Raw genomic sequence first — 12,417 nt, forward strand, 5'->3', positions numbered from 1 at the left:
CACTTCTGCGGCGCGTTGCCTGAAAGTCAGTTCTTTTTACCTTGCTTGCTATGGCTACTTCCCAACCCGCTGCCAACACCAGTCTCCGGTCGAGCCGGCGCAATTTTCGCCGCATCCTGCACCCGGATATGACGCCGATGGTGGGCCTGGGCTTCCTGCTGGTCACCTTCTTCCTGCTCGCCGCTGATTTCAAAAAGCCGACGGTGCTGGACCTGATGATGCCGGTTAGTAGAACGCATTGTGACCCGCCTATCGACCGGAGCTCCTCGGCTACAACCCTGGTTCTTGGAAAGAGTGATAAAGTATTATACTACAATGGGATGCTAAGAAATGGCAGTACGCCTGATGTGCAGGTTATGGATTTTTCATCTACAAGCTTGCGGCATCTGTTACTGAAGTTGAAACAGGAGCACCCCAATTATATAGTCCTGATTAAGCCTTCAGACAAGGCTAAGTATCGGAACATAGTGGATGCGCTAGACGAAATGAACATCACCGGGCAGACCCAATACGCTTTGGTGGACATGCAGCAAGGCGACTATGACTTGCTGAAGCGGAACGGCTTGTAGCCGAAGCTGTCGTTGTTATTGCGGCACTTCTTCCACCTGCGCAATGCGGGCCTGGCCCCAGGGCGCTACGCTCACCCGCACCAGCAGGGCGCGCCGGATGCCGGCTTTCTGTAGTGCCTGCCCCGCATCTTCGGGCACATAGTACCGCTCCAGGTTGTAGCGCAGCCGGATGCCGTGCCGCCAGCTGTCGGTGACCCAGCCGCGCAGGATTGCCTGGTCGGCGGTGGCGGCTGGCTCGGTGGCATATACGCCGGTGGCTTCGTAGGCGCGGCCGGCGGGCTGGAGCAGCACGTACACCGGCTGGCCTTTCTGCGGGGCGTCCGGCCCGTGCCACAGCTGCGGCGTTACCTGGCTGATGGTGTAGGTCAGGCGCACATAATCGCCGAAAAGCAGGTCGCGCGGGTCGACGGGGGTGGTACGCAGCACGATGGTGCGGCCCAGCGCGGTAGTGGCGTAGCCCGCGCCGGCCACGGCCAGAATAAACAGCGCCTGCACGGCCACGGCCAAAGTCACGAGCCGCTGGCGGGAGAAGAAAGTGCTGGTCGGGTTCATTAGGCGTGGGATTGAACGTCGGGCTGAGCGTCGGGTTGCTTGGCGGCCAACGACTGCGCATTCTTGCGCCGCAGGTACCAGCTCAGACTCAACAGCAAAGCCCCGCCGAGCAGGAAAAACAGCGACTTATCCATGAAGGCCCACGTCAGCTTGAAGTAAGCCACCATCGTGGTCAGGATAAACAGCACCGTGCCCAGCGTGACGCGGTCGGCGTTGTTTTCCTGGTGGGCGCGCCACAGCACCGAGCCCGAATAGGCATACAGCACCACCAGCGTGGCAATGGCCAGGGCCAAACCACCGTGCAGGTAAAAGCCCGGCAGCAGCAGCAGCCAGTCGGTGGCGCTGCTCAGGCGGCCCCGCTTATACTTGCCCGCCAACGACAGCGCCAGCACTAGCAGCAGGGCGCTGATATAGGCCAGAAACGGCGGCCGTAGCATACCGGCGTAGGTATCGGCCTCGCCATAGAGGGCCAGTCCCAGCGTAAACAGGAAGGCGGCAACCAGCGGCGGGGCCTGCAACGAGCGGCCCGCCGGGCGGTCAGCCTGCCAGTCGCCGGCGGCGTAGATGAGCATAGCCGGAATAAAGAACCAGGTGATTTTGGCGTGCAGATGCCCAATGAGCAAGCCCGCCTGCCAGAGTAGGCCGGTAGCCAGCACGGTAGCCAGCAACCCATCGGGCCGCCGCCACCAGTAGTAGCCCAGTCCCCACACGGTGAGGGCCGCCGTGAAGTAGCTGAAGCCCCCGAGCTGCCCGGTACTGTAGCCCTGCACGATGCCCCCGATGGCGGCCGTGAGAATAAACAGGAAGCGGCTGTGGTAGAGGTAAGTAAGGGCGGTGCCGGCCAGGGCCCAGGCCAGCAGCCCGGTAGCATCGTAGCCGATGAGCTGGTACATGTGGCCGGTGAGAATGATGCCGGCGCCGAACAGAATCAGACCCAGGCCCACCAGGCCGATGCCGAGCGAATCGTTGCGGCGGCGCAGGAAATATTCGCCCCCGGCGTAGGCCCCGCTCATGCTGCCCAGCAGCAGCAGCAGCCGGAGCCACTCGGGCAGGCCCTGCCAGTTGGCGGCCACCAGACTCAGGGCGCTAAGCCCCACCAGCAGGCTGCCCAGCAGCGGCAACAGCCCCACCACGCGGCCTTCATCGGGGTAGAGGGCCAAGAGCTGCTGCTGCTGCTCCGGCGTGATGATACCCTGCGCCACCCACTTCGGGCCTTCCGTCTCCAGTAGTTTCCGACTCATAATTGCAGTCAACTTACGCAGAAAGGGGACAAAAGGCGCTGCCAGACGGAAATAGCAGGCCTACGCGGCAGTTAGTGGCTTGGCAATTTCCTCAGGTCCCGGCCGGCCAGCAGATAGTCGCGCCGGAGTTGGTGCTTGCCAAAGAAAGCCGCTAGGTCCTGGAGCCGACGGGTATTGTCGTACTGAAAATTCCAGTGAAGCTTCATCTGACACTCCGAGCACAGGCGGTTGGGCGTGGCATCGGTTTCGGACAGACTATTGGTACCATTCATCACGCAGTGGGCGTAGGTGCAGTGGTGCAGGGAAAACATGTGCCCGATTTCGTGCGACGAAATGGCAATCAGCCGGGCCAGACTGCGGGCGTAATTTTTGGTCGTAAGAGTCTGGTCCTGCAATCGGTAGATGGACGTGACGCCGACCCGGTCGGGGTACGAGGCCAGCCCGAACACGTAATTCCATTCGGGCTTCGGGTACAGATCTTTGGCACTGATGGCCATGAGTGCCAGGCCGGCACTGGGCCGGTGGGCTTTCAGATAATTGTCGAGTAGGTAGGGTGCTAGTAGCTGTTCGTGGCCGCCCTGCCGGCGCCGGGCCGTGGGCGGCACCAGCGTATCGGCTACCGTGGGCAGGAGCACCACCGGCTGTTGGTAAAAAATACGCAGGTACTCCCGGGTAGCCGCCAATGCCTGGCGCTGCAGGACCGAAAACCGGCCCACGGGCTGCAGGTAGATGGTATGCACCACCGAACCGGGGCGGACGGGGTGGAGCTGCTGGTAAGCGGCCACGTTCTGTCCGGGTTCCTGGTGCTCGTACAGCCACTCGCCGGGCTGTGGCTTTTTCAGCGGCACGTCGTTTTCCCGGATTGCCTGGAAATAAATATCCGCCTGCCGCAGGGCCGGGTCAGCAGTCGAACTGCTGCCGCTGCAGCAGAGCAGAACGAGCAACGCGAGAAAGTGGGTAGCCGTCATCAGACAGGAGAAGTATTACCGGTAAACGGCTTACGGCAGAGGGATATTTCAGCTGCTTTTGCGGGCCCGAGTCATTTCGCGCTTGCCAGGCGGGCCGGGCAGCTTTTCCACTAGCCAGCCGGCCGCTTTCAAGCTGCGCCGGAAGCTGCCTTTGGCGCAGTAGCTCACCAGCGTGCCGCCCGGCGCGGTGGCCTGGTAAAGCTGCTCAAACACGGATTCGGTCCACATATCGGGTTGCTTCTCAGGGGCAAAGGCGTCGAAATACACCACGTCGTAGTGCGCGGCGGGCAGGATGGTTTCCTGCAGGGCCCCATGCAGTTTGCGCAGCAGGAAGCGCGGCGCTACGAGCACAGTCGTGTTCCAGGCGGCGGCGTGCAGCTGCTCGTGGTAAGCCAGCAGCTCGGGGTTCAGCACGTAGCGCTCCACACCCAGGGCCTGAATAACGGCGGGCGGCAGCGGATATTTTTCGAGCGTGTCGTATTCGATAACGGCGTGGGTGCTCAAGCTGCGCTGCAGCGTCAGCAGGGCGTTCAGGCCGGTGCCAAAGCCGATTTCCAGCACCCGCACCGGCGTTGCCCCGTCGGCCAGCCGGGGCTCCAGACCCGCGCCAAGGTATACGTGCTGGGCTTCCTGCAGTGCGCCGTGGGTGGAGTGGTAGTGCTCATCCAGCGCGGGCACGTAGAGGGTACTCGAACCGTCTTCTGTGGTGCGAACCTCTACTTTTACGCCGCCTTCGGTTTCGTGTATCATCCTTATTTCCCTTGTAACAATGGCCCGTGTAAAAGTAGTGTTGCCCGCCGCATATTCGCTCAGCATCCAGCTACCCGTCCGCATCACCGACCTCAACTACGGTGCCCACCTCGGCAACGATGCCCTGCTCAGCATCCTGCACGAGGCCCGGGTGCAGTTTCTGCGGCACCTGGGGCTAGCCGAAGTCGATGCCGAAACCAAGCTGGGCGTTATCATGGCCGACGTGGCCATCGAGTATAAGGGCGAGGCTTTCTACGGCGACGTGCTGCACATTCAGCTGGCGGCCACCGAGCTAAGCAAGTACGGTTTCGACGTGGTATACTGGGTGAAAAACCAGGTCGGCAAGGAAATAGCCCGCGCTAAAACCGGCATGCTGCTCTTCGACTACAACACCCGCAAGCTGCGCTCCATGGACGCGCCCATGGCCGCGCGCCTCACCCCCGAAGCCCACGAATAACGATGTTTCAACTGCTACTTATTTCCTCGCCCTGGTTTTTGCCCGAGGAGCACCACGTCCTGACTCAGCTGTTCGATGCGGGCCTTACTTGCCTGCACCTGCGCAAGCCCGGCGCCTCGCGGGCCGAGGTAGAGGCCTACCTGCAAGCAGTGCCGGCGAAGTTTCACGGCCGCATTATGCTGCACCAGCACCACGAGCTGGCCCGCGACTACGCCCTGCTAGGCTTGCACCTGCCCGCCGCCACGCGGGACAACTGGCGCGGCACCCCAGTACCCGGGCAGTGCCTGTCTACCTCGTTTCACAGCCTGAACGAAGTGGAAAGGCACCGGCGGCGCTACCACCACGTCTTTCTGAGCCCCATTTTCAACAGCATCAGCAAAGTGGGCTACTCGGCTGCTTTCCCGCCCCAGGAGCTGCAAGTGGCCCTGAGCCGCTGGGCGGCCCGCCCCACGTTCCGGCCGCAGGTAATAGCCCTGGGCGGCATTGATGCCGCCACCCTGGGCCAGGCCCGGCAGCTGGGCTTTGCGGGTGCCGCCGTGCTCGGGGCCCTCTGGCAGCACCCCGACCCGGTGGCGGTGTTCCGGGAGCTGCAGCAGGTGGCCGCGCAACTCGTAGCACCAGCCGTGTAGCTCGGGCTGCTGCCGGGTTAGTGGCGGGCCAGGGTGGTTAAGGTCGGGTCCCAGTCTTTCCAGACCGGCTCGTAGCCCTGGCGGCGCAGCATATCGGCAATTTCCCGGGGACTGCGCTCATCCGAAATTTCAAACTGTTCCAGCGACTCCGGGGCCACGGCGTAGCCGCCGGGGTTGGTTTTGGAGCCCGCGCTGATGCTGGTGATGCCCAGGCGGATGATGTTGTCGCGGAAGGTGGGGCTTTCCCGGGTCGAAATGGACAGCTCCACTTCCTCGTTGAGCAGGCGGTAGGCACAGATCAGCTGCACCAGCTCCCGGTCACTCATTTCCACCTTGGGCGGCAGCAGGCCCTGGGCCGGGCGCAGGCGCGGAAAGGACAGGCTGTAGCGGGTTTGCCAGTAGGTTTTTTCGAGGTAGCCCAGGTGCAGGGCCGTGTAGAAGCTGTCGGTGCGCCAGTCTTCCAGCCCGAAGAGCACGCCCAGGCCCATCTTGTGAATGCCGGCCCGGCCCAGGCGGTCGGGCGTGTCGAGGCGGTAGTGGAAGTTCGACTTCTTGCCCTTGGGGTGGTGCTGGCGGTAGTCGGCCTGGTGGTAGGTTTCCTGGTACACCAGCACCGTGTTCAGCCCCTGAGGAATCAGCTGCTCGTAGTCCGGCTGGTCGAGGGGCTGCACCTCCATGGAAATGTGGGAGAAGTGGGGCCGCAGGGTGTGCAGGGCTTTTTCCAGGTAGTCCACGCCCACGGTCTGGTTGGCCTCACCGGTTACCAGCAGCACATGGTCGTAGCCCCACTCCTTAAGTACGGCCGCTTCCTGCAGCATTTCCACGCTGCTCAGCGTGCGCCGCCGGATTTTATTATCCAGGCTGAAGCCGCAGTAGGTGCAGATATTCTGGCACTCGTTGCTTAGGTAGAGCGGTACGTAGAGCTGCACCGTATTGCCGAACCGCCGGCGGGTGAGCTGCTCGCTGAGACGGGCCATGTGCTCCAGATAGGGCACGGCGGCCGGAGAAATAAGGGCTTTGAAGTCTTCCAGGGTGCGTTTGGGCGCGGCCAAAGCCCGCTCCACATCCGCCGCCGTTTTGGAATAGATGCCGGCTTTGACGTCGTCCCAGGCGTGGGCTTCGAAAATAGGGCGGAAGCTCATACTCGTATCAGAAGAAAATAATTGTCGGTCATGTCTCGCGCTGCTCGGCATGACGTCCTTACCAAGCGTTTGGGCTTCTACTAATCCAGAAAGGCCGTGAGCGGGGAGCTGGCTACGGCGTGCGGTACCGGCGCGGCCAATCTGGCTTCGTAGGCCAGCCGGCCGGCTTCCACGGCCATACGGAAGGCGTGGGCCATAGCTACGGGCTGGCCTGCCACGGCAATGGCAGTATTGACCAGTACCGCATCGGCCCCCATTTCCAGGGCCGCCGCCGCGTGCGACGGGGCCCCGATACCGGCATCGACCACCACCGGCACTCGGCTCTGGCCGATGATGATTTCCAGAAATTCCCGGGTCAGCAGGCCTTTGTTGGAGCCGATGGGCGCGCCCAGCGGCATGACGGCGGCTACGCCCACTTCTTCAAGCCGCTTGCACAGCACCGGGTCGGCGTGGATGTAGGGCAGCACCACGAAGCCCAGCTTCACCAGCTCCTCGGCGGCTTTCAGGGTTTCGACCGGGTCGGGCAGCAGGTACTTGGGGTCGGGGTGAATTTCAAGCTTAAGCCAGTTGGTTTCCAGGGCTTCGCGGGCCAGCTGGGCAGCAAACACGGCTTCCTTAGCGGTGCGTACCCCGGACGTGTTGGGCAAGAGACTGAACTGCGCGTGGCCGAGGTGGCGCAGCAGGTCGTCGTCGGCCGAAGTCACATCCACGCGCTTTAGAGCCACGGTCACCAGCTCCGAGCCGGAGGCCAGCAGGGCTTCTTCCATGAGCTGCGCCGAGCTGAACTTGCCGGTGCCGGTAAATAGCCGGGACGAAAACGTGCGGCTGGCTATAACCAAGGGTTGCGTTGTCATGGGCAAATGCTTAGCGGGAAAGCTCTAATAACTGGTCCGTAAACCCGGCCGCTGCTCGGGTAATGTCACTAGCCTGGGCTATGGCCCCCGATACGGCTACTCCGTGCAGGCCAAGGACTTGCAGCGTGGCCACGTCGGCCAGCGTGATGCCGCCAATGCCAATGATGGGCAGGTGCAGCCCGGCCGCCCGGTACTGCTCTACAATAGCCACGTAGCCCGCCAAGCCCAGAATCGGGTTCAGGTTCTGTTTGGTAGTGGTAAAGCGGAACGGCCCGAGCCCGATGTAGTCGACGCCAGCGCGGTGCAGCTGCTCGATGTCGGCAAAGGTGTTGGCCGTGCCGCCGATGATGGTAGCCGGGCCCAGCAGAATCCGGGCGTCCAGCGGGTTCAGGTCCTGCTTGCCCAGGTGCACCCCATCCGCCCCGATTTCCCGGGCCAGCGCGGCGTTGTCGTTGATGATGAGTGTGGCCTGGTAGCGGCGGCAGATAAGCTGGGTTTCCAGGGCTAAGCGGCGCCATTCTTCAGCCAGAGCGTTTTTCACGCGCAGCTGTACCCAGCGCACCCCGCCGCGGCAGGCCTGCTCGGCATGGTCGGGCCGGTCGGTAATGAAGTGGAGGTTACTGATCTGCATACGGCGGAGAATAGCGAAAAGAGTGGTAGCCCAGCAGCGTGTCGTTGCTGGCCAGAAAAGAAGTGGTATAGCGTTTGGCCCGCTGGCAGGCCGCGGGCAAGGGCTGCCCCAGGGCCAGCTGCGCCAGGATGGCGGCCGACAGCACGCAGCCGCTGCCGTGCTTTTCGCCCTGGGGAAGTCGGGTTTGGGCAAAATGATACTGGGTGTTATCGGCGAAAAGAATATCCACCGATTCGGCCTCGTCGCCGTGCCCGCCCTTGAGCAGTACCGGGCAGAATTCGGCCAGACATTCGGCTCCTTCTTCCGCCGAAGCCGCCGGCCACAGGTGCCGCATCTCGGGCAGATTGGGCGTAATGAGCGTCAGCTCGGCCGCTATGGCCTGCACCAGCCCGGGGGCGGGCTGCCGGTGAAACTCGTAGCCGGCCGAAGCTTTCAACACCGGGTCCCAGACGATACTGGCGGCCGGCCGCTGCTGCCGCAGCCACCGCAGCAGCTCCAGCAACTGCGGCAAACTCTCGAACAACCCGATCTTGATGTAGTCGACCGAAAAACGGGCTAGCAGCAGGCTGATCTGGTCACGGATATCGGCCAGCGGCACCCAGCTCACCCGCTCGAAAGCCACGTCGTTCTGCACCGTCAGGGCCGAGCACACGCCCAGCCCGTACACGCCGTGGGCCTCCAGCGTCTTGCAGTCGGCCAGCAGGCCGGCCCCGGCGCTGGGGTCGAAGCCGGCAATACTCAGGGCGTAGGGACGGGCCATTAGTTTAGAGCGGAGAAGTTATAACTGGGAGCTTAGAAGGTGGCCTGTAAACTCAGAATAGAACCAATGCTAAGCTCTATCAAAGGCTACAGGTAGATTTCGCTGCCCTTATTCACAAACTCCCGCGACTTCTCGGCCATGCCCGAAGCCAACACCTGGGCGTCCGTCAGGTCCTGGGTGGCGGCGTAGTCGCGCACTTCCTGGGTGATTTTCATCGAGCAGAAGTGGGGGCCGCACATCGAGCAAAAGTGGGCCACTTTGGCGCCTTCGGCCGGCAGGGTTTCGTCGTGATACTCGCGCGCAGTGTCGGGGTCCAGGCTCAGGTTGAACTGGTCTTCCCAGCGGAACTCGAAGCGGGCCTTGCTCAGGGCGTTGTCGCGGTACTGGGCACCCGGGTGGCCCTTGGCCAAGTCGGCGGCGTGGGCGGCTATTTTGTAGGCAATGACCCCGTCTTTCACGTCCTGCTTGTCGGGCAAGCCCAGGTGCTCCTTGGGCGTCACGTAGCAGAGCATGGCCGTGCCAAACCAGCCAATCATGGCCGCCCCAATGGCCGAGGTGATATGGTCGTAGCCGGGCGCAATATCGGTCGTGAGCGGCCCCAGGGTGTAGAATGGGGCCTCGTGGCACTCCTTGAGCTGCTTGTCCATGTTCTCCTTGATCAGGTGCATGGGCACGTGGCCGGGGCCTTCAATCATGACTTGCACGTCGTGGGCCCAGGCAATCTTGGTCAGCTCGCCCAGGGTTTCGAGCTCGGCAAACTGGGCCTCGTCGTTGGCATCGGCAATGGAGCCGGGTCGCAGTCCGTCGCCCAGGGAAAAGGCCACGTCGTAGGCCTGCATGATCTGGCAGATTTCCTCGAAATGGGTGTAAAGGAAGCTTTCCTGGTGGTGAGCCAAACACCACTTGGCCATAATCGAGCCCCCGCGCGACACAATACCGGTCACGCGCCTGGCTGTCATCGGAATGTAGCGCAGCAGCACCCCGGCGTGAATCGTGAAGTAGTCGACGCCCTGCTCGGCCTGCTCAATCAGCGTGTCGCGAAACAGCTCCCAGGTCAGATCCTCGGCCTTGCCGTTCACTTTTTCCAGGGCCTGGTAAATCGGAACCGTGCCCACCGGCACCGGGCAGTTGCGGATAATCCACTCCCGCGTCTCATGGATGTTTTTGCCGGTGCTGAGGTCCATCAGCGTGTCGCCGCCCCAGCGGCAGCTCCACACGGCCTTGTCCACCTCTTCCTCGATGCTGGACGTGACGGCCGAGTTGCCGATGTTGGTGTTGATTTTCACCAAGAAGTTGCGCCCGATAATCATGGGCTCGGCCTCGGGGTGGTTGATGTTGGAGGGAATCACGGCCCGGCCGGCGGCTACTTCCTGGCGCACAAATTCCGGCGTAATGTAGCCCTGGGGCGTGTTGGCCCCGAAGCTGTGCCCGCGGTGCTGCACCCGCAGCGGGTCGCCTTCCGCCAATTGGTCGATGCGCTGGTTTTCCCGGATGGCAATGTATTCCATTTCGGGTGTGATAATGCCCTGCTTGGCGTAGTGCATCTGGCTCACGTTCTGCCCCGGCTTGGCCCGGTACGGCCGGCGGATGTGCTCGAAGCGCAACGCATCCAGCGAGGCATCGGCGGCCCGCTGCTGCCCGTATTCCGACGAGGTGCCGGGCAGCTGCTCCACGTCGCCGCGGCCCAGAATCCACTCCTCGCGCAGGCGGGGCAGGCCTTTTTTCAGGTCGATAGCCACGTTGGGGTCGGTGTAGGGGCCGCTGGTGTCGTACACGGTTACCGGCAGGTTTTGCTCGGTGGGGCTGACGAAGTCGAACTTGCGCTGGGTGTCACTGAGCACGATTTCGCGCATGGCCACCTGAATGTCGTGCAGCGTACCGGGCACGTAGATCTTGCGCGAGCCGGTCAGGGGCTGGCGCTCCACCAGCGTCTGCTGGGGGGCTTGGTCTTTTTTCTTCATCGGAAAGGAAGTGGAAACGGAACGTGGCGCGGCCTACCCGCCTTGGGTGGCGCGAATAATCGTAATCCGGTCGTGGGCCCGCAGCTCGTGGGCGGGCCAGTCGGGGCGGGGCACCACCACGTCGTTCACGGCCACGGCAATGCCGCGCAGGTGCAAAAGCTGCAGCTGGTCGAGCATGGCGGTAAGCGTAGGGGAAGCCGGGGCCTCGCAGGGTTTATCATTGACGAATAGCGTCATGCAACAAGCTGTTTAGCAGGTTGATGGAAGTCAGACAATAAACAGTAGGAGGCGCACGCCACGGGCCGGAAGAGACGGGTCCCGTTTCAGTCACTTTTCCCTTCGCCAGCATTACCTGGATCAGGTTCAAAGGGTATTTCTCAGTCCCGCGTAGCAGAACACCCCTAAAGTTTATGCCGGCAAGGTAAGGGAAAATGTGAGATTGTGATGTTGCGGGGCCGGCCTTGTTTCTCCATGTTCTTGCGAGGCGAGGCCGAAGCAATCCATCCTCTGAAATGAGCGAAGTTGCCTTTAGTGAAAAGCCCTTTACTCCAGTTGAAATAGAGAGCTTTCTGGGGAAAGGCCGTGACTACCTGCGCAGAGGACCGATTGCTTCGCGTTGCTCGCAAGGACACAAGCCATTGGCGTTAGCCGCACATCAACTCACCATTTCACTATCTCGCAATTTCACCACTTGCCTCCCGGCACTTTTTTCAGCTTCAGCCGGTTAGGCAATGTTCTACTATCAGAGGTACCCATGTTCGGGCTTCGGTATTGTATCTTTGCCGCTATGATGATTGACCTGCCTGTTGTTTCGAAGCGCGACATTCGCAAACTCACCCCCGACGAGCTCAAAGCCTTTATGGTGGAGCACGGCGAAAAACCGTTCCGCGCCAAGCAGGTGCTGGAGTGGCTCTGGAAAAACACGGCCGGCTCGTTTGAGGAGATGAACAACATCAGCCTGGCGACTCGCGAGCTGCTGGCCAAGCACTTCGTCATCAACGGCGTAGCGGTTCAGAATCAGCAGCTCAGCAACGACGGCACCATCAAGTCGGCCTTCCGGCTTTATGATGGCAATATCGTGGAAGGCGTGCTCATCCCGCACGACACCCGCATGACGGCCTGCATCAGCTCGCAGGTGGGCTGCTCGCTCACGTGCAAGTTTTGCGCCACGGGCTACATGGAGCGCAAGCGCAACCTCGACGCGGCCGAAATCTACGACCAAGTGGTGCGCATCAAGGAGCAGTGCGAAGCCGAGTACGGTACGCCGCTTACCAACATCGTGTACATGGGCATGGGCGAGCCGCTGCTCAACTACGCCAACGTGGTGAAAAGCGTGGAGCGCATCACCGCCCCCGACGGCCTGAACATGGCTCCGCGCCGCATCACCATCAGCACCGCCGGCATTGCCAAGATGATCAAGAAGCTGGCCGACGACGGGGTGAAGGCTAACTTGGCCCTTTCGCTGCACGCACCCAACGATACGAAGCGCAACGAAATCATGCCCATCAACGAGGCCAACTCCCTGGCCGCGCTGAAGGAAGCGCTGCAGTATTACCACCAAGTAACGGGCCGCAAAGTAACCTACGAGTACATCGTATTCGATGGCTTCAACGACACGCTGGAGGATGCCGCCGAGCTGTACGTCATCAGCAAGTGGCTGCCCTGCAAGGTGAATTTGATTGAGTACAACCCCATCGAAAACGCCAGCTACCAGAACGCCGAAGCCGACAAAATCACGGCCTTCCACAAGTACCTGGCTGACCGGGGCGTGCAAACCAACATACGCCGCTCGCGGGGCAAAGACATCGACGCAGCCTGCGGGCAGCTGGCGGTGAAGGAAAAGTCGGAAGTAGCGTAAGCTGCCGAAGTCAGAAAAGCCCGGGCCTCAGGAGTAACTCCTGAG

14 protein-coding genes and 1 riboswitch are annotated in these 12,417 nt (G+C 61.9%); of the genes, 4 read left to right on the plus strand and 10 right to left on the minus strand.

What is annotated here, in order from left to right; translation table 11 throughout:
• The first annotated feature begins 50 nt into the window (after positions 1-50).
• Positions 51-569 carry an ExbD/TolR family protein gene (locus LGH74_RS01495; RefSeq protein WP_226170801.1) on the plus strand — a complete coding sequence of 173 codons (519 nt, stop codon included), beginning with the start codon at positions 51-53 and terminating at the stop codon, positions 567-569.
• A 15-nt stretch (positions 570-584) separates the two neighbouring features.
• On the opposite strand, the gene LGH74_RS01500 is transcribed toward LGH74_RS01495, so the two are convergent.
• The 4 genes from LGH74_RS01500 to mnmC2 all read right to left on the minus strand — a co-directional run bounded on the left by LGH74_RS01500 (position 585) and on the right by mnmC2 (position 4,080).
• Positions 585-1,121, minus strand: a complete 537-nt coding sequence (locus LGH74_RS01500; RefSeq protein WP_226170804.1) for a GDYXXLXY domain-containing protein — start codon at positions 1,119-1,121, stop codon at positions 585-587.
• Positions 1,121-2,362 (minus strand): DUF2157 domain-containing protein, encoded by a 1,242-nt coding sequence (locus LGH74_RS01505; RefSeq protein WP_226170806.1) that lies wholly within the window; start codon positions 2,360-2,362, stop codon positions 1,121-1,123. The genes LGH74_RS01500 and LGH74_RS01505 overlap by 1 nt, the downstream gene beginning before the upstream one ends.
• Before the next feature lie 71 nt (positions 2,363-2,433).
• Positions 2,434-3,330, minus strand: a complete 897-nt coding sequence (locus tag LGH74_RS01510; RefSeq protein ID WP_226170808.1) for an archaemetzincin — start codon at positions 3,328-3,330, stop codon at positions 2,434-2,436.
• Positions 3,331-3,378: 48 nt separating this feature from the next.
• Positions 3,379-4,080, minus strand: a complete 702-nt coding sequence (gene mnmC2 / locus LGH74_RS01515) for a tRNA (5-methylaminomethyl-2-thiouridine)(34)-methyltransferase MnmC2 (protein WP_226170810.1) — start codon at positions 4,078-4,080, stop codon at positions 3,379-3,381.
• A 19-nt stretch (positions 4,081-4,099) separates the two neighbouring features.
• On the opposite strand from mnmC2, the gene LGH74_RS01520 reads away from it, so the two are divergent.
• Positions 4,100-4,537, plus strand: a complete 438-nt coding sequence (locus tag LGH74_RS01520; protein ID WP_226170812.1) for a thioesterase family protein — start codon at positions 4,100-4,102, stop codon at positions 4,535-4,537.
• A 2-nt stretch (positions 4,538-4,539) separates the two neighbouring features.
• Complete coding sequence (locus tag LGH74_RS01525) at positions 4,540-5,166, plus strand: thiamine phosphate synthase (protein ID WP_226170816.1); 627 nt, start codon at positions 4,540-4,542, stop codon at positions 5,164-5,166.
• 17 nt (positions 5,167-5,183) lie between these two features.
• Here LGH74_RS01525 and thiH read toward each other — a convergent pair whose 3' ends face one another.
• The 6 genes from thiH to thiS all read right to left on the minus strand — a co-directional run bounded on the left by thiH (position 5,184) and on the right by thiS (position 10,751).
• The gene (gene thiH / locus LGH74_RS01530) at positions 5,184-6,308 is read right to left on the minus strand and encodes a 2-iminoacetate synthase ThiH (RefSeq protein WP_226170818.1); all 1,125 of its coding nucleotides are present in this window, start codon (positions 6,306-6,308) and stop codon (positions 5,184-5,186) included.
• Positions 6,309-6,388: 80 nt separating this feature from the next.
• Positions 6,389-7,162: a thiazole synthase gene (locus LGH74_RS01535; protein ID WP_226170820.1), complete on the minus strand. Its 774-nt coding sequence runs from the start codon at positions 7,160-7,162 to the stop codon at positions 6,389-6,391.
• Between the two features lie 10 nt (positions 7,163-7,172).
• Entirely contained in the window at positions 7,173-7,793 is a 621-nt protein-coding gene (locus LGH74_RS01540; RefSeq protein ID WP_226170822.1) for a thiamine phosphate synthase, read from the minus strand.
• Complete coding sequence (gene thiD / locus LGH74_RS01545; RefSeq protein WP_226170823.1) at positions 7,780-8,553, minus strand: bifunctional hydroxymethylpyrimidine kinase/phosphomethylpyrimidine kinase; 774 nt, start codon at positions 8,551-8,553, stop codon at positions 7,780-7,782. The genes LGH74_RS01540 and thiD overlap by 14 nt, the downstream gene beginning before the upstream one ends.
• Before the next feature lie 86 nt (positions 8,554-8,639).
• Positions 8,640-10,514 (minus strand): phosphomethylpyrimidine synthase ThiC, encoded by a 1,875-nt coding sequence (gene thiC / locus LGH74_RS01550; RefSeq protein WP_226170825.1) that lies wholly within the window; start codon positions 10,512-10,514, stop codon positions 8,640-8,642.
• A 33-nt stretch (positions 10,515-10,547) separates the two neighbouring features.
• The gene (thiS, locus tag LGH74_RS01555; protein WP_226170835.1) at positions 10,548-10,751 is read right to left on the minus strand and encodes a sulfur carrier protein ThiS; all 204 of its coding nucleotides are present in this window, start codon (positions 10,749-10,751) and stop codon (positions 10,548-10,550) included.
• Positions 10,752-10,831: 80 nt separating this feature from the next.
• Positions 10,832-10,927: riboswitch (TPP riboswitch) on the minus strand.
• A gap of 377 nt (positions 10,928-11,304) precedes the next feature.
• On the opposite strand from thiS, the gene rlmN reads away from it, so the two are divergent.
• A complete protein-coding gene (rlmN, locus tag LGH74_RS01560; protein ID WP_431357439.1) occupies positions 11,305-12,372 on the plus strand; it encodes a dual-specificity RNA methyltransferase RlmN in 1,068 nt (355 codons plus the stop codon).
• Positions 12,373-12,417: the final 45 nt, after the last annotated feature.

This window comes from Hymenobacter lucidus, from assembly GCF_020447265.1.
Lineage (GTDB): Bacteria > Bacteroidota > Bacteroidia > Cytophagales > Hymenobacteraceae > Hymenobacter > Hymenobacter lucidus.